General features: G+C 71.1%; 22 protein-coding genes. 10 read left to right on the top strand and 12 right to left on the bottom strand.

Features of this window, described 5'->3' with window-relative positions; all coding sequences use genetic code 11:
* The first annotated feature begins 70 nt into the window (after window positions 1-70).
* Complete coding sequence (locus AB4Z02_RS13245) at window positions 71-1,483, top strand: polysaccharide biosynthesis tyrosine autokinase (protein ID WP_441971466.1); 1,413 nt, start codon at window positions 71-73, stop codon at window positions 1,481-1,483.
* A 37-nt stretch (window positions 1,484-1,520) separates the two neighbouring features.
* Here the strand turns inward: AB4Z02_RS13245 and ygfZ are convergent, their stop codons facing one another.
* From ygfZ to AB4Z02_RS13220, 5 genes are all read right to left on the bottom strand, one after another.
* The gene (gene ygfZ / locus AB4Z02_RS13240) at window positions 1,521-2,627 is read right to left on the bottom strand and encodes a CAF17-like 4Fe-4S cluster assembly/insertion protein YgfZ (protein ID WP_441971464.1); all 1,107 of its coding nucleotides are present in this window, start codon (window positions 2,625-2,627) and stop codon (window positions 1,521-1,523) included.
* Complete coding sequence (locus tag AB4Z02_RS13235) at window positions 2,605-3,033, bottom strand: Fur family transcriptional regulator (protein ID WP_441971481.1); 429 nt, start codon at window positions 3,031-3,033, stop codon at window positions 2,605-2,607. Before AB4Z02_RS13235 ends, ygfZ begins: the two co-directional genes overlap by 23 nt.
* Before the next feature lie 180 nt (window positions 3,034-3,213).
* Window positions 3,214-4,143 carry a hypothetical protein gene (locus AB4Z02_RS13230; RefSeq protein WP_441971462.1) on the bottom strand — a complete coding sequence of 310 codons (930 nt, stop codon included), beginning with the start codon at window positions 4,141-4,143 and terminating at the stop codon, window positions 3,214-3,216.
* Complete coding sequence (locus AB4Z02_RS13225) at window positions 4,143-4,727, bottom strand: arsenate reductase/protein-tyrosine-phosphatase family protein (RefSeq protein WP_441971460.1); 585 nt, start codon at window positions 4,725-4,727, stop codon at window positions 4,143-4,145. Before AB4Z02_RS13225 ends, AB4Z02_RS13230 begins: the two co-directional genes overlap by 1 nt.
* Before the next feature lie 6 nt (window positions 4,728-4,733).
* Entirely contained in the window at window positions 4,734-5,231 is a 498-nt protein-coding gene (locus AB4Z02_RS13220; protein WP_056884431.1) for an FABP family protein, read from the bottom strand.
* A 122-nt stretch (window positions 5,232-5,353) separates the two neighbouring features.
* On the opposite strand from AB4Z02_RS13220, the gene AB4Z02_RS13215 reads away from it, so the two are divergent.
* Entirely contained in the window at window positions 5,354-5,743 is a 390-nt protein-coding gene (locus AB4Z02_RS13215; RefSeq protein WP_056884430.1) for a DsrE family protein, read from the top strand.
* A gap of 62 nt (window positions 5,744-5,805) precedes the next feature.
* On the opposite strand, the gene AB4Z02_RS13210 is transcribed toward AB4Z02_RS13215, so the two are convergent.
* Both AB4Z02_RS13210 and AB4Z02_RS13205 read right to left on the bottom strand, forming a co-directional pair.
* Window positions 5,806-6,660: a hypothetical protein gene (locus AB4Z02_RS13210; protein WP_056884429.1), complete on the bottom strand. Its 855-nt coding sequence runs from the start codon at window positions 6,658-6,660 to the stop codon at window positions 5,806-5,808.
* Window positions 6,661-6,676: 16 nt separating this feature from the next.
* Window positions 6,677-6,943 carry a MoaD/ThiS family protein gene (locus AB4Z02_RS13205; RefSeq protein WP_235531504.1) on the bottom strand — a complete coding sequence of 89 codons (267 nt, stop codon included), beginning with the start codon at window positions 6,941-6,943 and terminating at the stop codon, window positions 6,677-6,679.
* Between the two features lie 92 nt (window positions 6,944-7,035).
* Between AB4Z02_RS13205 and AB4Z02_RS13200 the strand changes: the two genes are divergently transcribed.
* Window positions 7,036-7,725 carry a winged helix-turn-helix transcriptional regulator gene (locus AB4Z02_RS13200; RefSeq protein WP_056884428.1) on the top strand — a complete coding sequence of 230 codons (690 nt, stop codon included), beginning with the start codon at window positions 7,036-7,038 and terminating at the stop codon, window positions 7,723-7,725.
* A 120-nt stretch (window positions 7,726-7,845) separates the two neighbouring features.
* Here AB4Z02_RS13200 and AB4Z02_RS13195 read toward each other — a convergent pair whose 3' ends face one another.
* Window positions 7,846-9,747: a bifunctional metallophosphatase/5'-nucleotidase gene (locus AB4Z02_RS13195; protein WP_441971456.1), complete on the bottom strand. Its 1,902-nt coding sequence runs from the start codon at window positions 9,745-9,747 to the stop codon at window positions 7,846-7,848.
* A 102-nt stretch (window positions 9,748-9,849) separates the two neighbouring features.
* On the opposite strand from AB4Z02_RS13195, the gene mshD reads away from it, so the two are divergent.
* The 7 genes from mshD to pstB all read left to right on the top strand — a co-directional run bounded on the left by mshD (window position 9,850) and on the right by pstB (window position 18,405).
* On the top strand, window positions 9,850-10,848 hold the full coding sequence (mshD, locus tag AB4Z02_RS13190) for a mycothiol synthase (RefSeq protein ID WP_235531503.1): 999 nt from the start codon (window positions 9,850-9,852) through the stop codon (window positions 10,846-10,848).
* A gap of 4 nt (window positions 10,849-10,852) precedes the next feature.
* Window positions 10,853-13,123 (top strand): RNA degradosome polyphosphate kinase, encoded by a 2,271-nt coding sequence (locus tag AB4Z02_RS13185; RefSeq protein ID WP_441971453.1) that lies wholly within the window; start codon window positions 10,853-10,855, stop codon window positions 13,121-13,123.
* Window positions 13,120-14,070 (top strand): NUDIX hydrolase, encoded by a 951-nt coding sequence (locus AB4Z02_RS13180; RefSeq protein ID WP_056884424.1) that lies wholly within the window; start codon window positions 13,120-13,122, stop codon window positions 14,068-14,070. The genes AB4Z02_RS13185 and AB4Z02_RS13180 overlap by 4 nt, the downstream gene beginning before the upstream one ends.
* Window positions 14,071-14,341: 271 nt before the next feature.
* Complete coding sequence (gene pstS, locus AB4Z02_RS13175; protein ID WP_441971451.1) at window positions 14,342-15,460, top strand: phosphate ABC transporter substrate-binding protein PstS; 1,119 nt, start codon at window positions 14,342-14,344, stop codon at window positions 15,458-15,460.
* An 81-nt stretch (window positions 15,461-15,541) separates the two neighbouring features.
* Window positions 15,542-16,552, top strand: a complete 1,011-nt coding sequence (pstC, locus tag AB4Z02_RS13170; RefSeq protein WP_056884422.1) for a phosphate ABC transporter permease subunit PstC — start codon at window positions 15,542-15,544, stop codon at window positions 16,550-16,552.
* Window positions 16,549-17,559, top strand: coding sequence for a phosphate ABC transporter permease PstA (gene pstA, locus AB4Z02_RS13165; RefSeq protein ID WP_082590779.1), 1,011 nt, complete (start codon window positions 16,549-16,551; stop codon window positions 17,557-17,559). The genes pstC and pstA overlap by 4 nt, the downstream gene beginning before the upstream one ends.
* A 69-nt stretch (window positions 17,560-17,628) precedes the next feature.
* Window positions 17,629-18,405: a phosphate ABC transporter ATP-binding protein PstB gene (gene pstB / locus AB4Z02_RS13160; RefSeq protein ID WP_056884421.1), complete on the top strand. Its 777-nt coding sequence runs from the start codon at window positions 17,629-17,631 to the stop codon at window positions 18,403-18,405.
* Window positions 18,406-18,463: 58 nt separating this feature from the next.
* Here pstB and AB4Z02_RS13155 read toward each other — a convergent pair whose 3' ends face one another.
* The 4 genes from AB4Z02_RS13155 to AB4Z02_RS13140 form a co-directional block, all read right to left on the bottom strand.
* On the bottom strand, window positions 18,464-19,558 hold the full coding sequence (locus AB4Z02_RS13155; protein ID WP_441971447.1) for a hypothetical protein: 1,095 nt from the start codon (window positions 19,556-19,558) through the stop codon (window positions 18,464-18,466).
* A 189-nt stretch (window positions 19,559-19,747) separates the two neighbouring features.
* Window positions 19,748-20,740 carry an inorganic phosphate transporter gene (locus tag AB4Z02_RS13150; protein WP_056884419.1) on the bottom strand — a complete coding sequence of 331 codons (993 nt, stop codon included), beginning with the start codon at window positions 20,738-20,740 and terminating at the stop codon, window positions 19,748-19,750.
* A gap of 8 nt (window positions 20,741-20,748) precedes the next feature.
* The gene (locus tag AB4Z02_RS13145) at window positions 20,749-21,375 is read right to left on the bottom strand and encodes a DUF47 domain-containing protein (protein ID WP_056884418.1); all 627 of its coding nucleotides are present in this window, start codon (window positions 21,373-21,375) and stop codon (window positions 20,749-20,751) included.
* A 99-nt stretch (window positions 21,376-21,474) separates the two neighbouring features.
* Window positions 21,475-21,693 carry a hypothetical protein gene (locus AB4Z02_RS13140; RefSeq protein ID WP_056884417.1) on the bottom strand — a complete coding sequence of 73 codons (219 nt, stop codon included), beginning with the start codon at window positions 21,691-21,693 and terminating at the stop codon, window positions 21,475-21,477.
* Between the last annotated feature and the right edge of the window lie 529 nt (window positions 21,694-22,222).

Here is a 22,222-nt window from a genome sequence, read left to right as displayed (position 1 = left end):
GCGGGCGCCCGACCGCAAACTCGAACAAGCGGCGACAACCGGCGACCGGCAACACAACGAAAGCAGGACCGTGGACCTCCGCGACTACTACCGAGTGGTCAGCAAGCGCTGGCGCCTCATCACCGCCGTGACGCTCCTCGTCGTCGCGCTCGCCGCCCTCTTCACGCTGACCAGTCCGAAGGTGTACCAGGCGCGCACCCAGCTGTTCGTCTCCACCTCGGCGGGCGCCGACTCCACCCAGCTGCTCCAGGGCAACACCTTCAGCCAGCAGCGGGTGAAGTCCTACGCCGACCTGATCACGACGCCCGCCGTGCTCGACCCGGTGATCAAGGAACTGGGCCTCGACATGTCGGCCGACAGCCTCGGGCAGAAGATCACCGCGAGCGTCCCGATCGAGACGGTCCTGATCGACGTGCTGGTCACCGACCGCAACCCCCAGTCGGCGGCGAACATCGCCGACGCCGTGGGCAAGCAGTTCTCGGCGAGCATCCTCGACCTGGAGCGGGTGTCCGACACCTCCCCCAGCCCGGTCAAGGTGTCGGTCGTGCGCCCGCCCTCGGTGCCCACCGCGCCCATCAGCCCCAACCCGGTGCGCAACATCGGCCTGGGGGTCGTCCTCGGCATCGTGCTCGGACTCGGCACCGCGCTCCTGCGGGACACCTTCGACACCTCCGTGCGGAGCGAGCGCGACGTCAAGGACGCCACGGACGAGACCGTCATCGGCGGGATCCTCTTCGACCCTGATGCGCCCAAGCACCCGCTCATCGTCCAGTCGGACCCCCACAGCACGCGCGCGGAGGCGTTCCGGGCGCTGCGTACCAACCTGCAGTTCGTCGACGCCGCCAAGCACCCGCGGTCGATCGTCTTCACGTCCTCCCTCCCTGGAGAGGGCAAGACCACCACGACCGCCAACCTCGCCATCAGCATGGCCGCGGCAGGTGCGCGCGTCTGCGTGATCGAGGGTGACCTCCGCCGTCCCCGCCTCCTGCGCTACATGGGCATGGAGGGTGCGGTCGGGCTGACCAACGTGCTGATCGGTCAGGCAGACCTCGCCGACGTCCTGCAGCCCTACGGGGACACCGGCATCCAGGTGCTGGGCGCAGGTCAGATCCCGCCCAACCCGAGCGAGCTCCTGGGCTCGGACACCATGTCGCGCACCATCCGCCAGCTCGAGCAGATGTTCGACTACGTCATCATCGACGCTCCCCCCGTCCTGCCTGCGACCGACTCGACGGTGTTGAGCACCATCACCGGCGGCGTGGTCATGGTGGCCGGCTGCGGAGTCGTGAAGAAGGAACAGCTCAACCGGGCACTCGAGTCGCTGGAGACCGTCGGCGGCAACCTGCTCGGCATCGTGGTCAACCGCATCCCCACCCGCGGGGCCGACGCCGGCACCTACTACTACGGCAACGGCTACGCGCCGCTCACGGCTGACCGCAGCCGCAAGCAGCGCGCCAAGGACCGCCAGAGCGCCAGCGTCTGACCCTCGGCACCTCCGCTCTGACCCTCGCCACCTCCGCTCAGGGGGCCACGACCTCGGTCTGGCTGGCCGTCACCCCGTCGACCTCCAACGTCGCGTCGACGGGGGTGTTGCGCTTCAGGAGGGCGAGCCCGATCGGGCCGTCCTCGAAGTGTCTCGCCACCGAGGTGACCCACCCGACCTGACGATCTTCGAGCAGGACGGCCCCGCCCCGTTCGGGGAGGCCGTGCCCGGAGCCGTCGAGGTGCAGGAAGGTCAGGCGCCGCGGTGGCCGCCCCAGGTTGTGGACCCGCGCCACCGTCTCCTGCCCCCGGTAGCAGCCCTTGTGCAGGTGGACGGCGGTACGCAGCCAGTCGGTCTCGTGGGGGATGGTGCGGTGGTCCGTCTCGAAGCCCAGCCGCGGGCGCCAGGCAGCCACGCGCAGCGCCTCCGCCGCCCACGTGCCCGCAAGATCCCGGTCGCCGACTGCCGACGCGAGGTCTGCCATCGGCACGATCACCTCGCGCCACGCGCGGCCCCGGGCCGGGTGACCCTCGTCGGGGCCGTAGGCGGCGGTGTCGCCGACGAGCCCGGGCCAGGGGTCGCGCCACGCCAGGTGCTCACCCGGGAGGGCCTCGGCGGAGGAGGACTCGCCCACCACGGCCCAGTCGTCACTGACGTCGTTGACGTCGACGCGCAGCATGAAGCGCATCGAGGCCAGCCACCCGGTGAGGGCCGGCGCGGTACCCGGCTCGGTCGTGATCCAGGTGGTCTCGCCGTCGTCGACCAGGTGGAGGTCGTGCTCGATGTGCCCCTTGGGACTGAGGACGAGCGACTCCCGGGACTGCAGCGGCGGCAGGCCAGTGAGGTGCTGGGTCGTGATCGAGTGCAGCCAGGACAGCCTGTCGGGGCCGGAGACCGTGACCACGCCACGGTGGGACAGGTCGACCACCGCCAGGCCGTCCACCAGGAGGCGCTGCTCCCGCATGGGGTTGCCGTAGTGGGCCGCGACGCCCGCGTCAGCCCCGTCCCCCTCGACCGCTCCCGGTCGCGACAACAGCGCCGAGCGACGGCGGTCGTCCGTCGGGCCAGCTGCAGGGCGGGCCTCGCTGGGGAGGCGCTCGCGGGTCGTCTCGTCCGCAGGGTCAGTGGTCGTGCGTGGGTCCACGCTGGGGCTCCTTCGCGCTCTGGTGGCCATCGGGGCCGCTCGCGCACTCTGCGCACTCGCCGTGCACCGCCATGTGCGTCACGTCAGCGACAAAGCCCGTGGCCCTGAGAACATTCCCGATGAAGGCATCTGCCGCCTGCCGGTCGCACTGCTGCACGCGGCCGCACGACCGGCAGACGAGGTGGACGTGGTCGGCGTGGTCCGCTAGGTGGTAGCTCGGTGCATGGTGGTCGAGGTGGGTGTGGCCGACGATACCCAGGGACTCCAACGCCTCCAGGGCCCTGTACACCGTCGAGGTGGCCAGCGGCGTCCCCCCGTCTGCCGAGACCCGGGCCACGACGTCGTCCGGGGTGGCGTGCCCGAGGGTCGCGACCGCGTCCAGCACCCGTTGGCGTTGGGAGGTCATCCTGAGTCCGTGGGCTCGCAACCGCTCACCTGCGTCGTACACGGTCCCACTCTACGGTCGGCGAGGTACCCGACCTCGGAGGCCTCGGGACCCGACAGCGACGGCCGGGCGTGCAGCCGGCTGCCCGTATGCGGCACAGCGGCACGCCGGCACGTCCGCACCCGGCACACCGGTCGAGCGTCAGCTCTTCCAGGTGGAGTAGGCCTTGTCGGAACGGTAGGTGTCGTCGCCCACGGCCAGCCATCCACCATCGGTGGTGACCGCCAGGGCAACGGTCCCGGGCTCGACCTTCGCGGTGTCCAGCGCCGCGCACCCCAGGACGGTGTCGGGGCTCGCGGCGTCGACCACCGCCACTCCCGCACAGCCACCGAGGCCGGGGGCGGCCACCAGCACGCGCCCCCCGTTCGTCTGGGCGACCGCCAGGGCGCCGTCGAGCGTCGCCCGGGTCTTCCAGTGGTCACCGCTGGCGCTGGACAGGACCCGCCCGTCGGAGCACAGCACCACCGCACCGGCGTCCACCACGGAGAGGTCGACGACGGCCTCGCCGCCGCACGGGCGCCCCAGGTGACCCGTCGGAAGACCTATGGAGCCGGCGCTGTGCGGGTCGCGGAACCACGCGTCCTGCACCGCGCGAGGGGTCCCGAAGCTCCCCGAGTAGGAGTCGGCCTGCCGGATCCGGGCGGCGCACCGAGCCCCGGAGTCGGCTCCGACGGCGAAGGCCGACCCGTTGGCCCGCACCCTGACCCTCGTCAGCACGTCGAACGGCGCCGTCTGCGCTTTCCAGGACCGGCCCCCGTCCGTCGTCAGGGCCATCGTTGCTCCCCCGTCGGCGCAGGTCCCGGTCGTGAAGCGGACGGCGGTGGTCGGGTTGACCACGGTCAGCCCGACCACGAGCGGGACAGCCTCGGCCGCCGAAGAGGAGGAGATGGTTGCCGACGCTCCCGGCGCAGCCGCGCCGTCTCCGGTCCCGACGGGCGTGGCCACGACCGGCGCTCCCCCGCCCGTCACCGGCTCATGGGTGGTGGTGAGCGCGGTCCCGACCAGGACGACGTCGACGACCAGCAGCACGGCGAGGCCGACGGTGCCCATCCGCTCCGAGAGACGTCCCATCAGGCCCTGCCCAGTGCGTGGGCAACGCTCGGCAGCGATTCCATGATCTGCCGGCTCATCTCGTCGAAGACCTCGTCTGCGCGACGGAAGGGGTCGACGATGTCGGCATCGAGGTCGCTCAGGGGTGCGCGCGCCCCTCGCTGGGCGACCGCCAGTCCCACGGCACGCACGACCTGTTCCCGGGCGGACCCGGTGGCGGCGTGGAGCCGCTCGGCGGGGACCCCAGCGACGAGCTCCGCGAACTCGCGGAAGGAGAACACGTAGCGCAGGGCTCGGGGGTGCAGCCGGGCGACCTCGGCGCGGTGGGCGCGGGTCGCGGTCAGCACCAGGTCCGACTCGGCGACCATCGACGCCGTGAGCTGACGAGCGACGAAGCCGTGAGCGGCGTACCCGGCATCCTCGAGGCGAACCTGGGCGCGCGCGTCCATGCCGTGGCCGGCCAGCGCACCCGTACCCGCGCTGCTGACCAGCGCCGCCCCGGTCCCCCAGGAGCCATCCAGCTCAGCCTGAAGGGCACGCTCGAGGAAGGGTGAACGGCAGATGTTGCCGGTGCAGACCGTGAGGATCTGCGCGGTGGCCGTCACCAGCTCTCAACCAACGCGCTTGAGCTCGGCCGACACGTGGCTCTGCAGCTTCTGGCCGGCGGCGGCCATGTCCATGGCCCACAGCAGGTTGGAGTTGACCAGGCCGTAGAGGCGTGTAGCGGCGTTGTACTCCTTGGCGTGCGGGCTGCGCAGGACACCGTCGGTGCGCAGCTCGATCTTGGCCGGCTCGGCCTTGCCGAAGTAGAGCTCGACGATGCCCGTGGGGTGGGTCAGCAGCAGCTCGACCTCGCCGCCCTCCACGGGGCGCCAGAAGCCGAGCTCGGTCGCCAGCGGGCGCACCTGCTCCCCGGCCTCGTTGAGCAGCCAGGTCTGGCTGCGCCAGGTCAGGAAGGGCCGGCCGTCATGGCTGACCTCGATCTCCTGGCCGAAGTTCGCCGACTCGATGGTGGGGTAGCCGACGACGCCGGCGCCCTCCCAGCGGCCGATCATCCAGGCCAGCGGCGCGAGCTCACGCGGCAGGTCGGTGTCGAGGTGGAACACCATCAGCGGGGCGTCTTGACCAGGCGGTAGACGACGAACCCGGCGAACCAGGTGATGACGACGGCGGAGGCGACGAGCAGGCCGATGTAGAAGGTGTGCACGAGCCAGATCGTAGCCTGTGGCCCATGACCGTCCCCACAGCTCCGGCAACCCCGAGCACGCGCCTGGTGGTGAAGGCCACCTGCGGCACCGACGCACCCGAGCGCCTCAACCAGGCCCTCACCGTCGCGGCGACCGCGGCGGCCAGCGGCGTCGACGTCAGCCTGTGGCTCACCGGCGACGCCACGTGGATGGCCGTGCCCGGCCGGGCCGAGGAGTTCGAGCTGCCCCACGCCGCAGCCGCTGCGGACCTCATGGCCGCCGTGCTGGCGGCAGGCCGGGTCACCGTCTGCGGCCAGTGCGCTGCCCGCCGTGAGCTCACCGAGGCCGACCTCGTCCCTGGTGCAGTGGTGCGAGGCGCTGCGGCGTTCGTCGAGGAGGTCATGGCGCCGGCCACCCAGGCGCTGGTGTACTGAGCCGGCCCCCTTCACGGTGCCGGCGCCCGGTCCACGGGGGACGGCGCGTCAGGAAAGGTCGCTCAGGCGACGAAGTAGCGCACCACGACGTAGGCGACGACCCCCACCAGCAGCGACGACGACGCCCCGACCGCCAGCTGGGCACGCGCCATCGCGGTTGCCGGGAGCACGGCCATGACGCGGCGCGCCGCGTGCGACACCGCTGCCGAGAACAGGCCCAGCAGGGCAGCCGGCCACAGGCGCGGGTGGTCGGCAACCACCGAGACCAGCATGCCGGCGAGGCCGCCGAGCACCATCGAGATGAACAGCGCCCACTGCCGCAGCCTCGGCACCTTGATGAGCGGGTCCGCGAGGACGCCGAGGCCGAGCCCCGCCATCGCGGCGGCCAGGGCGTGGTCGCCGTGCAGCACCTCGGGGATGGGTGCCAGGGCGATCCCCGCCGAGATCACCGCCAGCCCGGTGACGCTCGCCGACACCGACTCGGCGAGCCGTGGCCGGCCGTCCCGGCGCATGAGCTGGTGCAGGAACGCCACGATCACCGACACGGCCATCGCGGCCGGCATCCACTGGAGGTAGGGCGCCTCGTCGGTGAGCAGGACCGCGGCAGTCATGAGCACGGTGCCGACGGCCAGCACGGTGCTCGTGCCCCGAGGGCTCGGTAGGCTCAGCAGCTGGGGCCAGCCCCAGGCGAGGACGAGTCCTGCGAGCGCGACGGACACGGCGACGAAGCCCGGGCTGGCGTACGCGGTCAGGCCGACCAGGGCCGCGAACGCCATGGTCGTGACCATGGTGAGCGGCCGGGCGAGCAGGGCTCGCCGGGGCAGCACCTGCGGACCGCGACGGCTGCTGGCGCGACGCTCACGACGGGTCAGCGGCACCGCACCCTCGGGGGCCTGCTGCTCGGGAACGTCGGACACAGCCCGCATCCTCGCATCACCCACCGGCGAAGGGCGGCAGGACCTCGAGGACGGACCCACCGGTGAGGGGTGCCTCCCGGTCCACGGACCTGCCGTCGAGCAGCAGGGTGCTGACGGCGGCCACGGGCTCGAGCGGCGGGTGCAGTGCCACGACGGCGGCGAGGGCTGCCCCCACGGTCGTGACGTCGGTCAGCTCGTCCTGCTCCACACCGGCGGCGGCACGCGCCCCGGCCCAGTAGCGGATGGTCACCGCACCCACGGCGCGGTCGGACGGCGTACCCACTGCTCTCCCCTCCTCGACCTGATGCTGAGACGGGGGTCTCAGCATGTGTGCGCCATCTCGGCGGCACCCCCGGCACCGTATCCTTCTCTGGCATGGCCCGTCTGCTGCTGCTGACCAACGCCCTGGCGCCCAGCGCCGAGGTGCTGCCGGCACTGGGGCTGCTGTCGCACCAGGTGCGGATCCTCCCGGCCGAGCCCACCGCCCTCGTGGACGCCCCGCCCGCTGACGCGGTGCTGCTGGACGCCCGCCGCGACCTCGCGGTCTCCCGCTCGCTGTGCCGGGTGCTGCGCGCCACCGGGATGTCCGTGCCGCTCATCGCCGTCCTGACCGAGGGCGGCCTCGCCGGCATCACCGCGGAGTGGGGTGTCGACGAGGTGCTGCTGGAGTCCGCGGGCCCCGCCGAGGTGGAGGCGCGGCTCCGGCTCGCGGCCGGCCGCCTGCAGGACCTCCAGGAGCCGGAGGAGGTCCAGATCACCTCCGGTGACGTCACCATCGACGAGGCCACCTACTCGGCACGCGTGCGCGGACGGCTGCTCGACCTCACCTACAAGGAGTTCGAGCTCCTCAAGTACCTCGCGCAGCACCCGGGCCGCGTCTTCAGCCGTGCCCAGCTCCTGCAGGAGGTCTGGGGCTACGACTACTACGGCGGCACGCGCACCGTCGACGTCCACGTCCGCCGGCTGCGCGCCAAGCTCGGTTCCGAGCACGAGGTGCTCATCGGCACGGTGCGCAACGTCGGCTACCGCTTCGTGCCTGCCGAGGACGTCGCCGCCGACGCCTGAGCACCGGCAGCTCCTGCCGTCGTGTGGCGGCTGCGGCCGCGTCCGGCCGCGCGACCGCGCGACACGCGAGAAGGCGCCCCTCCCGTCCGGGAGGGGCGCCTTCGTCGTACAGCGGGTCGGTCAGTTCTTCGTGATGCGCGTGTCCGTCGTCGGGCTGTAGGGCGAGTGCGCCTGCAGGTAGTTGGCGAACGCGTCGATGTCGAGCCCGCCGAAGAACCGGCCGGTGCCATCGCGGAACCCGGGCAGGCCGTCGCCACCGTCGGCGACGAAGTTGTTCGTCACCACCCGGTAGGTCGCGGTGTCGCTGATCGGGGACCCGCCGAGCGTCACCGGGCCGAGGACCCGGCTGCCGGAGGCGTCGCTGTAGCTGTAGGCGAACCCGTTGGAGACCTGGAGGATGACCGGGCGGGCCGTGGAGTTGGGCGAGGTCTTCGCACCGCCACCCCACTGCTCGAGCAGGATCTCCTTGATCTGGGCGCCGGTGAGCGAGACGGAGACGAGGTAGTTGTTGAACGGCTGGACCTGGAAGGCCTCGTCGTAGGTCACGTCGCCGGGCGCCTCACCCCACGGGGAGTTGCTGTAGGTGAGGTTGGTCCGGATGCCGCCCGGGTTCATGAAGGCGATGACCGGGGGCTGGCCGCCGGTCGTGGTCGACGGGTCGGCGAGCTGGGCGTCCGCGATGAGGTCGCCGAGCTTGGACTCCCCACCGGCGTTCGAGGCGGTCGTGATGTCGCCACTGATGCTGCCGAGGACCTTGCTCGCGACCGGACGGATGAGCGTCTTGTAGTCGGCGATGAGCTTGGTCTGGGCGGCGTCCTTGAACTCGGGGTCACGGGTGACGACGACGTTGCTGCCCGACACGGCACTGCGCACGATGTCCTGGGTGCGCCGGTCGAAGGTCAGGTCGGTCTCGGTGACGAGCCGGCCGAACGACGACGCGGAGGTGACCAGTCGGGGCTGGCCGGCCGGGTCGGGGATGCTGCACACGTACGGCGTGTGGGTGTGGCCGCTGATGATCACGTCGATCTGGGGCGACAGCTTCTGCGCGATCGGGATGATCGGGCTGGCCGGGACGTTCAGGCCGTCGCTGGTGCCCGTCGGGCAGGCCGAGTCGTACTTGTTCTCGAGGCCGGTCGCCGGGTTGGTGTGCGGGCCGCCGGGGTAGGTGGCCGTGCGGGCCGGCACGCCGCCCTGGTGGATGAGGACGACGATGGCCTTGACGCCCTTCGCCTCGAGCTGCGGCACGAGCGCGTTGGCGGTCTCCACCTCGTCGGTGAACTCCAGGCCCTCGATGCCGGAGGCGGTCACGATGTTGGGGGTGTCCTTGAGGGTCATGCCGATGAAGCCGACCTTGGCACCCTTGAAGTTCTTCACCCAGGTGGCCGGGAGGATGGTCTGGCCGTTGGCCTTGTACTTGACGTTGGCCGCGAGGATCGGGAAGTTCGCGCCGGTGAAGGTCTTGCCGCCGGGGCAGGAGTCCTGGTTGGCCGCACCCGCGCCGTCGTCGATGCAGCCGCCGTTCGCGAGGCGCTGGAGCTCCTTGTAGCCCTCGTCGAACTCGTGGTTGCCCACGGCCGTGACGTCGAGCCCGAGGCTGTTCATGGCCTCGATGCTGGGCTCGTCGTGGAAGGCGGCCGACAGCAGCGGGGACGCACCGACGATGTCACCGGCCGCGACGGTGGCGGTGTACGGGTGTCCCGCACGCAGGGCCTTGAGGTGGCCCGCCAGGTACTCCACCCCACCGGCGTTGACCGTGGTCGGCGTCACGGCGTAGGAGGTCACACCCGTGCTCGGGTTCGTCGAGGACGTCTCGGTGTAGGTGTCCGACGTGATGATCCGGCCACTGGAGCCCGCCGGGGGCTCGAGGTTGCCGTGGAAGTCGTTGAAGGACAGGAGCTGGATGTCGATGGTCGGGCCGTTCGAGGCGGCCTGCGAGCTGCCGCTGACGAAGGCGGCGCCCGACGCGGCGAGCGCAGCGACGGCCACGACGCCCGACAAGCGCCTGGGGCGGGGAGAGGTCATGAATGCATCCTTGTGCGGAAAGGGTGTCCCCGGCGGTAGCCGGACCCGTGCACGCTAACGGCGCGACCGCGGGAAAGGAAGATGCGTGGTGCAATGCTTTCCGTGCCTTCATCACAGATCTGCCGCAGCGACACGTTGACGGACCCGGAGCGCGCGCAGGTGCGTGAGCTGCAGCGTCGCGCGACGTCCGAGGACGGGGTGCGGCCGCTGTCCGAGCAGACCGAGCTCGCCCTCGCGGCAGGGCCGGGCGAGGTGCGCCACTACCTCGTGGTCGAGGACGGCGCCGGCGGCCAGGCGACCGTGCAGGCCTACGCGCAGCTCGACGACGCCGCCGCGCCGGACGCCTCGGGCGAGCTCGTCGTCGACCCGGCAGCCCGCCGCCGCGGGCTGGGCACCGCCCTCGCGGAGGCGGTCCTGGCCGACGCCCCCGCGGCCCGGCTGTGGTCGCACGGGCAGCTCCCCGGTGCCACCGCCCTGGCGCACCGCCTCCGGCTGCAAGCCGTCCGGGAGCTGCACAAGATGGCGCGGCCGCTCACACCTGCCGACCTGGACCCGGCGGCCGTCGCCCTGCCAGAGGGGTTCCGCGCCAGGACGTTCGAGCCCGGCCGCGACGAGGAGCCCTGGCTGGCCACCAACGCCGCCGCCTTCGCCCAGCACCCGGAGCAGGGCCGGATGACGCTGGCGGACCTGCAGGACCGGATGGCGCAGCCGTGGTTCGACGCGGCCGGCTTCGTCATCGTCACCGCAGACGACGCACCCGACGACGCACCTGACGAGGTGGCCGCGTTTCACTGGACCAAGGTCGACCCTGACACCCCGACGGTCGGGCGGGCCCACGGCGGCGAGGGTCGCGAAGCGAGCCACAGCGCCGGGGAGGTGTACGTGGTGGGCGTGCACCCGCGGTACCAGGGACGTGGGCTGGGCCGTCCGCTCACGGCGCTCGGGCTCGCGCACCTCGCCTCCCTCGGGCTGGAAGAGGTGGACCTGTACGTCGACGGCGACAACCACGCGGCGATACACACCTACACGGCGCTCGGGTTCCGCAGCATCATGGTGGACGTCATGTATTCGCACGCAGTTCACGAACCACTGTCAGGATGAGCGCATGAGCGTGACCAGCCGCACCGCCGAGCAGGCCGAGGCCCTCGACGGCGGGCCCGCGGACGTCGCCGGCCAGGAGGTGTCGATCGCGAGCGCCCAGCCGCGCGCCTCCAACGGCCGGTTCATGCGCGTGGTGCACGGCCCCAGCCAGACGGACGCCAGCGGCCTGCCCAGTGACCGGTTCCTCGACCGCGAGATCTCGTGGCTGCAGTTCAACGAGCGGGTCCTCCAGCTCGCGGCGGACGACTCGGTGCCCCTGCTCGAGCGGGCCCGTTTCCTGGCCATCTTCACCTCGAACCTCGACGAGTTCTTCATGGTGCGCGTCGCCGGCCTCAAACGCCGTATCGCGACCGGGCTGGCCGTGCGCTCGGCCTCGGGCCTCGAGCCGCGCGAGGTGCTCGAGCAGATCTCACTGGTCGCCCACGAGCTGCAGGCGATGCAGAGCGTGGTCTACAAGGACAAGGTGCAGCCGGCCCTGGAGGACGAGGGCATCTCGGTGGTCCGCTGGGACGAGCTGAGCGACGCCGAGCGCGAGCTCCAGAGCGAGCTCTTCGCCGACCGCGTCTTCCCCGTGCTCACGCCGCTGGCCGTCGACCCGGCCCACCCGTTCCCCTACATCTCCGGCCTGTCCCTCAACCTCGCCGTGGTGCTGGTCAACCCCAAGACCGGCAAGGAGCACTTCGCCCGCGTCAAGGTGCCGCCGCTGCTGCCACGGCTCCTGCACATCGAGCCCGAGGCCGGGGACCCGGTGACCTCCGACCTCTTCTCGACGCGGTTCGTGCCGCTCGAGGACGTCATCGCGGCCCACCTCGACATGCTGTTCCCCGGGATGGAGGTGCAGGAGCACTTCACCTTCCGCGTCACCCGCAACGAGGACCTCGAGGTCGAGGAGGACGACGCCGAGAACATCCTCACGGCCCTGGAGCGCGAGCTCACACGCCGCCGGTTCGGGCCGCCCGTGCGGCTCGAGGTCGACGAGACAATCGACGACCACGTGCTCGACATGCTGGTGCGCGAGCTGGGGGTCAGCGAGAGCGAGGTCTACCGGCTGCCGGCGCCGCTCGACCTGCGTGGCCTCAACCTCATCGCCGACCTCGAGCGGTCCGACCTGCGCTACGAGCCGTTCCGTGGCCAGTCCCACCCCGACCTGTCGCCCGCCGAGAGCTCCAAGGCCGCCGACATCCTGTCCGTGGTGCGCGACAAGGACGTCCTGCTGCACCACCCCTACGACTCCTTCTCCACGTCGGTGCAGTCGTTCATCGAGCAGGCCGCCGCCGACCCCAACGTCCTGGCGATCAAGCAGACCCTCTACCGCACCAGCGGCGACTCCCCCATCATCGACGCCCTCATCGACGCCGCCGAGGCCGGCAAGCAGGTGCTGGCGATCGTGGAGATCAAGGCCCGCTTCGACGAGCAGAACAACATCTCCTGGGCCCGCAAGCTCGAGCACGCCGGCGTCCACGTGGTCTACGGCATCGTGGGGCTCAAGACGCACGCCAAGCTCTGCATGGTGGTCCGCCAGGAGACCGACGGCACGCTGCGGCGGTTCTGCCACATCGGCACCGGCAACTACAACGGCAAGACGGCCCGCATCTACGAGGACCTCGGCCTCCTGACCTCCGACCCCCAGGTCGGCGACGACCTGGCCCGGCTGTTCAACCAGCTGTCGGGGTTCGCTCCCCGCAGCAAGTTCAAGCGCCTGCTCGTGGCGCCGCGCTCGGTCCGCTCCGGCCTCGTCGACCGCATCGAGGCCGAGATGGACCACGCCGAGGCGGGTGAGGGCGGCCTCGTGCAGATCAAGGTCAACTCGATCGTCGACGAGCAGGTGATCGACGCCCTCTACCGCGCCTCGCAGACCGGCGTGCAGGTCGACGTCTGGGTGCGCGGGATCTGTGCGCTGCGCCCCGGGGTCGAGGGCCTGTCCGACAACATCCGGGTGCGCTCGGTGCTGGGCCGCTTCCTCGAGCACTCGCGCGTCTTCCTCTTCGGCAACGCCGGCGACCCCGAGGTCTACATCGGCAGCGCCGACATGATGCACCGCAACCTCGACCGCCGCGTCGAGGCGCTGGTGCGCCTCGCCGAGCCCCGACACGTCGAGGACCTCCAGGCACTGCTCGCCCGTGGGATGAGCGACGAGTACGCCCACTGGGAGCTCGGCGGCGACGGGCGCTGGACGCGCGTGACGCTCGACGCCGACGGCGAACCGCTCCCCGACCTCCAGGCAGCCATGATCGAGGCCCACGCGAAGCGCCGCCGCAAGGCCCGCCGGCGTTGACTGCCCCCATCCCCGCCGCGGGCACCGTCCCGTGGCGCCGACGGCGCGGCCAGCTCGAGGTGGCGCTGGTGCACCGGCCCAAGTACGACGACTGGTCGTGGGCGAAGGGCAAGCTCGACCCCGGTGAGCCGTGGCCCGTCGCGGCGGTCCGGGAGACCCTCGAGGAGACGTCCCTGCCGGTGGGCCTCGGCCGCCCGCTGCCGACCGCGGAGTACGTCGTCCTCGACGGCGACGGCGCCCCGGCGACCAAGACCGTGCACTACTGGGCCGCCGAGGCGACGCAGCCGGCGGGCCCGCTGCAGAACGAGATCGACGAGGTCCGGTGGCTCGACGTGGTTGCCGCGTCCGACCGGCTGGACTACGCGCGCGACCGCGAACAGCTGCGCGCCCTGGTCCGCGCCGACAAGGCGGGCACCCTCACGACCTGGCCCCTCGTGCTGGTGCGGCACGCTCGTGCGGTGGGCCGGGGCTCCTGGCAGGGCGAGGACACGCAGCGCCCGCTCGACCAGGTCGGCGAGGGCCGGGCCGCCGCGATCGCCTCCCTGCTCGGCGCCTACGGGGTGCGGCGGCTGGTCAGCTCACCGTCGGTGCGCTGCGCCCGCACCCTCGCGCCGTACGCCGCGGAGCGCGGCCTCCCGCTGCGCACCAAGGACGGGCTCAGCGAGGAGGGGTATGCAGCCGACCCCACGCGGGCGGTGCGCCACCTGCACCGGCTCGTCGAGCGCGGTACGCCGTCGGCCCTGTGCAGCCACGGGCCGGTGCTGCCCGACCTGCTGGCCTGCCTCCTGGAGCGCGTCCACCCGGGCGAGCCGGATGCAGCCGCCGTCGCGGCGAACCTCCAAGCCGCCCGGGAGGACGCCATGGGCAAGGGCGAGGCGCTCGTGGTGCACCTCGTCGGCCAGGGCGAGGCGGCCCGGGTCGTGGCCGTGGAGCGCCACCTGCCCTGAACCGTGGCCCCCTGCCCCGGCGGCACCGCAGTGCCCTGACCAGCGGCTTCGTCCAGCCGACAGGCCGTTGCTGACCGGGTGCTGACCGGCCGTTCACGTGGAACCCGCCCACGGGTCGGTGTGACGCCCTCCAATGTCTGGCTGGTGTTCACCCTGCGTTCACCCACGACGGGCCGCGGCGTCATTCGCCCTGCCTACCTTCGCTGACGTCGGGCACCCACGCCCGCCACGAGTTTCCACCCGAGTTCCCTTGTTGAGAGGTTTGAACACCGTGAAGATCCAGCGTCTCGGCCTGCTGGCCAGCGTCGCCGTGGTCGGGTCCATCGCCCTGACGGCGTGCGGCTCCGACAACAACAACGGCTCCGACGCCGCCGCCGGCGGCTCGTCGAGCTCCAGCTCGTCCGACTGCCCGACGGGCACCCTGAACGCCGAGGGCTCCTCCGCCCAGAAGAACGCGATCGACGAGGCCATCTCGGCCTTCCAGGACACCTGCTCCGGGGCGACCGTCAACTACAACCCGACCGGCTCGGGCGCGGGCATCAAGCAGTTCCTCGCCGGCCAGGTCGACTTCGCCGGCTCCGACTCCGCGCTCAAGACGACGGAGAAGGACGGCAAGGTCGAGGCCGACGAGGCCGCCAAGTACTGCGGTTCCCCCGCCTGGAACCTGCCCATGGTGACCGGCCCCATCGCCGTCGCCTACCACGTCAAGGGCGTCGACAAGCTCGTCCTGACCCCCGAGGTCATCGCCAACATCTTCAACGGCAAGGTGACCACCTGGAACGACGCCTCGATCGCCAAGATCAACTCCGGCGTCACGCTCCCCTCCGAGCCCATCAAGGTCTTCTTCCGCTCGGACGAGTCCGGCACCACCGAGAACTTCACCAAGTACCTCAACGGGGCGGCGCCGTCCGCCTGGACCGCCGAGCCGGCCAAGAGCTGGACCGGCAAGGGCGAGGGCAAGGAGAAGTCGGCGGGTGTGGCCGGCGCGGTGCAGTCCACCGAGGGTGGCATCACCTACGCCGAGTGGTCCTACGCCAAGGACAACAAGCTCGGCATCGCCCAGATCGACAACGGCGCCGGCCCGGTCGAGCTCACCGGTGAGACCGTCGGGAAGGCCGTTGCCACCGCGAAGTCCGACGGCCAGGGCAACGACCTGCGCCTCAAGCTCGACTACGCCACCAAGGAGGCCGGGGCCTACCCGATCAACCTGGTGACCTACGAGATCGTCTGCTCCAAGAGCAAGGACCCGGCCAAGGCCAAGCTCGTCAAGTCCTTCCTCAAGAGCTTCGCCTCCGAGCAGACCCAGAAGTCCCTCGAGGAGATCGGCTACGCGCCGCTCCCCGACGAGGTCCGCACCAAGGTCGACGCGGCGATCGACGCGCTGTCCTGACCACCGAGCGTGTCGGGGGCCCGCTGACCGGGCCCCCGGCACGCTGTTGCACTTCCCTCCCCCAACCGCGATAGGCATCACGTGTCATCAGTGACCGGCGTATCCCTGGCCGACGAGACCCCCGGACCCCACGGCAGCGCACCGCTCAGCGGCGACGGCGCCGGCACGGGCCGCCTCGGCGACCGCCTCTTCGGCGGCGCCGCCAAGGGCGCAGGCCTGCTCGTCATCGCCCTCGTCACCCTCGTGGGCGTCTTCCTGCTGTGGCAGGCCATCCCGGCCCTGGCCCGCAACGACGCCAACTTCCTCACCTCGCGCGAGTGGTCGGTCGACGGGGCGCACCCGCGTTTCGGCATCGTCGAGCTGCTCTGGACGACCGTCACGGTGAGCGCCATCGCGATGCTCATCGCCGTGCCGGTAGGGGTGGCGGTGGCCCTGTTCATCACGCAGTACGCGCCGGCCTGGCTCTCCCGCCCCGCGGCCAGCCTCATCGACCTGCTCGCCGCGGTCCCCTCGATCGTCTACGGCATCTGGGGCCTGCGGACGTTCGGGCCGGTGTTCGAGCCCGTCCAGGGGTTCCTGCAGCACACGCTCGGCTGGATCCCGCTGTTCACCGGCGCCGGCATCAGCGGCGGCAGCACGATCCTGTTCGTCGGCATCGTGCTGGCCATCATGGTGCTGCCCATCGTCACCGCCCTGTCGCGCGAGGTCTTCGCGCAGACGCCGGTGACGCACAAGGAGGGGGCGCTGGCCCTCGGCGCCACCCGCTGGGAGATGATCCGCACCGCGGTGCTGCCCTTCGGCAAGCCCGGCATCATCTCCGCCTCGATGCTCGGCCTCGGCCGGGCCCTCGGCGAGACCATCGCCGTGACGATCATCCTCTCCACGCTGCCCGACGGTGCGAAGTGGACCTGGTCGCTGCTCAACGGTGGCGAGACCTTCGCCTCGCGGATCGCCAACAACGCAGCCGAGTTCGACACGCCGCAGAAGGCGGGCGCCTTCATCGCCGCCGGGCTCGTGCTCTTCGTCCTGACCTTCGTGGTCAACGCGATCGCGCGCGTCGTGATCGAGCGCAGGAAGGCCTTCAGCGAATGACGACCTCGACCACTGCTTCGCCCGGCCCCTCGGCCGGGTCCGCCGGTGCCTCCGCGTCCGGCACCTCCAGGGCCGGCGCGACCTCCGCTGCGACGACCGGTGCGGCTGCCACGCCACCGTCCACGCGCGGTACGGCGCCCACCGAGCTCGGCCACAAGGCCCGCGGGCGGGCGGTCAAGGACCAGCTCGCGCGGGTGGTGATGTGGGCGGCGTTCCTGCTCGCCCTCGTCCCGCTCGTGTGGATCCTGTGGACCGTCGGCTCCAAGGGCTACCACCTGCTCCTCGACGCGCAGTGGTGGACCAACTCCCAGCGCGGGATCACCTCCCGGCGTGAGGGCGGGGGCGCCGTCCACGCCATCCAAGGGACCCTGATCCAAGGCCTGACCACCGCGGCGATCTCCGTGCCCATCGGCATCCTCACCGCGATCTACCTCGTCGAGTACGGCCGCGGCCGGCTCGCCAAGGCCGTGTCGTTCATGGTCGACATCCTCACCGGCGTCCCGTCGATCGTCGCCGGCCTGTTCGTCTACGCGCTCTGGGTGACGACGTTCGGGCTGCAGCGCGTCGGCTTCGCGGTCTGCCTCGCCCTCGTGCTCCTCATGATCCCCGTGGTGGTGCGCTCGACCGAGGAGATGCTCAAGCTCGTGCCGAACGAGCTGCGCGAGGCCTCCTACGCCCTCGGTGTGCCGAAGTGGAAGACGATCATGAAGGTGGTGCTGCCGACTGCGTTCTCCGGCATCGTCACCGGCGTGCTGCTCGGCCTGGCTCGCGTCATGGGCGAGACCGCCCCGCTGCTGATCCTCGGGCCCTACACGAAGTCGATCGCGACGGACCTGTTCGGTGGCCTCATGCCCACGCTGCCGACGATGATCAACCAGGACCGCACCGAGGTGCTGCAGCCCGCCGTCGACCGCATGTGGGCGTCCGCGCTCACCCTCATCCTCATCGTGCTCCTGCTCAACGTCGCCGGCCGGGTCGTCGCCCGCTTCGGCTCCGTCAAGCGGTAGCGGCGCCCGCGCCTCACCGCCTCCCCGAACCTCCCCCAGCTCCCTGCAAGCGAAGGACGAACACCCCTCATGGCCAAGCGAATCGACGTCAGCGACCTGAACGTCTACTACGGCGGGTTCAAGGCCGTCGAAGGCGTCACGATGACCGTGGAACCGCGCTCGGTGACGGCGTTCATCGGGCCGTCCGGCTGCGGCAAGTCGACGTTCCTGCGCACGCTCAACCGCATGCACGAGGTCACCCCTGGCGGTCGCGTCGAGGGCAAGGTCATGCTCGACGACCAGGACCTGTACGCCTCCAGCGTCGACCCGGTGGCGGTGCGCCGGACGGTCGGCATGGTGTTCCAGCGACCCAACCCGTTCCCGACGATGTCCATCTACGACAACGTCGCCGCCGGCCTGCGGCTCAACGGCGTCAAGGGCAGGAAGAAGCTCGACGAGGTCGTGGAGAAGTCGCTCCAGGGCGCCAACCTGTGGAAGGAGGTCAAGGACCGGCTCGGCAAGCCCGGCGCCGGCCTCTCCGGTGGGCAGCAGCAGCGGCTGTGCATCGCGCGCGCCATCGCCGTCGAGCCGCAGGTGCTCCTCATGGACGAGCCCTGCTCGGCCCTCGACCCGATCTCGACGCTGGCCATCGAGGACCTGATCGGCGAGCTGAAGAGCAAGTACACGATCGTCATCGTCACCCACAACATGCAGCAGGCGGCCCGCGTCTCGGACCGGACGGCGTTCTTCAACCTCGCCGCGACCGGCAAGCCCGGCAAGCTCGTGGAGATCGACGACACCCAGCGCATCTTCAACAACCCCAGCGTGAAGGCGACCGAGGACTACATCTCCGGCCGCTTCGGCTGACCCCGGGGCCCTCCCCCCTCTCTCCCCGACTCAGACCCCGCTTGTTGCCAGCAGCTGGTCACCAAACGGGTCTTCGGCGCCCTGGGTGACGATTCACCGGCAACAAGTGGCGTGGGATACGGGGCGCTGGCGGCAGTTCGCACCACTCCCTCAGCTCGCCTTGCGCCTCGTCCCGCCAGAGGCACCGAACCCGATCGGCCCGAGCGCGATGGCTGGCCGCGCGCAGTGCAACCTCGAGACCGCCACCTCCGGCACGCAGGGCCGAGCTGCCCCACCGCGCCACGGCCAGGCCCACGGACTCCAGCTCGCGCTCGCGGTCACGCTCCCGAACCATGAAGGCCGCCGCCCGCTCGGCGTCCCACGCCTCGTCGAACTGGCCCAGGTACTTGCTGCGCCCATCGGCCTCACCCACGACGCCGAGGTCCGCCCAGAGCAGGTCGACACGTCCGACGAAGGCGCCGTCGAGCCGGTGGATGGCGACCTGGCTCAGCGGCACCGGCCACCCCAGCGCCACTGCTGTGCCCACTGAGGCCGATTCCAGCCACGACTCACGCCGTCCATCGGCCAAGGAGATCCCCAGGTCCGCGGTTCGGACCCCCGGCCACCCGCGCTGCTGCCTGCGTACCCGCTCCAGCGCCCGGACGACGGTCGCTCCGGCGCCCAGGGCCGCGTCGGCGATTGCCAGTCCGTCGCGGAGCCGGAGCGTGCGCAGACAGTCGACAACCGTCCGGTCAACCGTCGTGACCGGCACCCCCTCGACCACCGTGATGTGATCGCCCGGAAGGGCTCCGTCGAGCACACGACGCCAGTCGTCGTGCGCCGCCGTGCGCGTCGAGTCGCGGGCCGTCAGGCATACGGCACCCGTGGGACCCCACGGCCGCGGGGGCCCATGGAGGAGCGCGGCCGATGTATGGCTCACGACGGACCCTGCTACGGACAGCTGGGCGGCACGCGCGAGGGCCGTGTGCGCCTCGGTAGCCGAGAGGAGTGACCAACACGAACGCGCGGCATACAGATGGCGGGCAAGGACCGCCAGCTCACCGCGCCGGACACCACCGGCGATCGCAGTGCTGCTCAGTCCCGCGGCGTGGGCCTCGCGCGACAGGAACGGCTGCGGCAGCCTGAGCCATGCGTCGACGGGTGTGGTGCGCACCAGGTCACGGTGACGGGCATCCGGTGGCTGCGGCGGCGATGGGGCACCAGCTGTGGACACCCGTCACCACACACGCCACCTGTGGACAGTCCACGACCCACTTGTTGCCGATGGCTCGTCACGCCGCGGCCGAATCAACCCTTCCGTGACCACCCACTGGCAACAAGCCGGGGAGAGGGGGTGCGCGGGTCAGAGGAAGAGGTGGATGATCCAGAAGCTGATGGCGGCGACGATGCCGGCTCCGGGGAAGGTGAGGACCCAGGCGCCGACGATGTTGCCGGCGACACCCCAGCGGACCGCGGACAGGCGCTTCGTGGCGCCCACGCCCATGATCGCGGAGGTGATGGTGTGGGTCGTCGAGATCGGGGCGCCGAACGCGAGGCCCGCGACGTAGAGGATCGACGCTGCGGTCGTCTCGGCGGCGAAGCCCTGCGGCGGGTCGAGGTGGATGATGCGCCGGCCCAGCGTGCGCATGATCCGCCAGCCACCGGCATACGTGCCGAGGGAGATGACGATGGCGGAGATCAGCAGCACCCACCACGGGACACCAGAGCCGGAGTGGTAGCCACCCACGGTCAGTGCGAGCACGACCACACCGGCCGTCTTCGAGGCGTCCTGCAGGCCGTGGCCGAACGCCATGGCGGCCGCGGAAGCGGTCTGGGCGTAACGGAAACCACGCGACACGCGGCCCGGCTGGGCGCCGCGGAACAGCCACAGGATCGCTGTCATGACGAGGTAGCCGAGGATGACGCCGACGACCGGCGACAGCACCATCGGGATGACGACCTTCTCGAAGATCCCCTGCCACTTCACGGTCGCGCCGGCAGCGAGCGCCGCACCGCCGAGGCCGCCGATGAGGGCGTGGGACGACGACGAGGGCAGGCCGTACCACCAGGTGAGGAGGTTCCAGCCGATCGCGCCGATGAGGGCGGCGGCGCAGATGCCCAGGCCGACCGAGCCGACCGGGGCGTCGATGATGCCCTTGCCGACGGTGTCAGCGACCTTCTTGCCGAAGAACGCGCCGAACAGGTTGGCGACGGCGGCCATCGCGAGGGCGACGCGGGGGGTGAGCGCGCGCGTCGAGACCGAGGTCGCGATGGCGTTCGCCGCGTCGTGGAAACCGTTGGTGTAGTTGAAGCCCATCGCCAGGGCGATGACGATTCCGACCGGAAGCCATTCCATGGGAGGGCTCAGGACTCCTTGACCGCGATGCTCTCGACCTTGTGCGCGACGGCCTCGAAGGCGTCGGCGGCGGCCTCGAGCTCCTCGATGACCTCCTTGAGCTTCATCACGGTGATGGCGTCGGTGCCGTACTCGCCGTTGAAGAGCGCCGCGAGCAGGCCGCGGTAGATCTGGTCGGCCTGGTTCTCGAGGCGGTTGATCTCGATCCAGTACTCGGAGAGGTCCCTCATCGAGCGCAGCCGCGGCATCGCCTCGGCGGTCAGCTCGGACATCCGCGACAGCACCTCGACCTGGTCTGACACGCCGGCCGGGAGGTCACCGATGCGGTAGAGCACGATCAGGTCGACCGCCGCGTCCATGAGGTCCATGCAGTCGTCGAGCGTGGACGCCAGGCCGTGGATGTCCTCACGGTCGAACGGGGTGATGAACGAGCTGTTGACCTTGCGGATGATCTCGTGGGTCGCCTCGTCGGCGGCGTGCTCGATCTCCCGCATCCGGGTCGCCACGGCTTCACGCTCGGCGTGTGCGACACCCAGGATGGTGGTCAGCTCACGGGATCCGTCGATGAGGTACGAAGCCGACTTGGCGAACAGGTCGTAGAAGCTGTTCTCCTGGGGGGTGAGGCGAAAGCCCACGGTTCTCTCCGGTCATGCGGGGGGATGGCCGGGGACGATGCTACGGGCAACCCGGCTCGAAAGCGCAACCCGGTAGGGGTCGGATGTTCACCCGGTGTTTCAGGCGTTGAGGCGCCGGACCGACCGGTGGGGACGCTCGGTGAGGTCGCCGGCGGGCTCGCAGTGTCCGCGGTGGATGCCGAGGGCACGGTCGATCTCGTCGTCGGTGAGCGGTCGTTCGCTGGCGGAGGCGGCCACCACGAGGTCCCCGACGAGCTCGATCTCGTCCTGGAGCGCGTCGTCGGTGAGCTCTGCACCGGCGTGCGGATCGGTGGTCATGGCAAAACGCTAACGGAGGGGTGACCTGTTCGCGTCACCAGTTTGCGATGTCTTGACCAGTGGCACGCACGAACCACCCGAATGGGTCATGTGCCCACCATCAGGACTAGTCACTTTCACCTATGCCCGATGATGGGGCCATGGCGCTCGAGGTCGGTGGTGGCGCGGTGGACGGCCCTGAAGGCCCGGGGGTCGCTCCGACAGAGGTCGAGGACCGTGGGTCCTTCACCCATGGCGTATGCCGCGTGTGCGGCTGGCTGGGCCCGGGTCGCCGGGCGCGCAGCACCTCGCACCGGGACGCGGCGACCCATGCGGACAGCTGCCCGGGGGCACCGGAGGAGTGACCTCGGTGGAGGGTCGTACGCCGGGCTGGGAGCGCCTCACGGCGCGTGGCCGCTCGTAGCGGCTTCAGTTGGGACCCGGGGCTACCGCAGCCCGGCGCACACCAGACTCTAACCCCGCGGGCCCGGGGTCTGTTCCCCCGTTCGGCCCCTTGTGGACAAGAAATCCGCGGTGGTCCGAGCCGACC

It is taken from the genome of Pedococcus sp. 2YAF34 (assembly GCF_052114585.1).
Lineage (GTDB): Bacteria > Actinomycetota > Actinomycetes > Actinomycetales > Dermatophilaceae > Pedococcus.
This window is presented reverse-complemented; position numbering and strand designations above follow the sequence as displayed.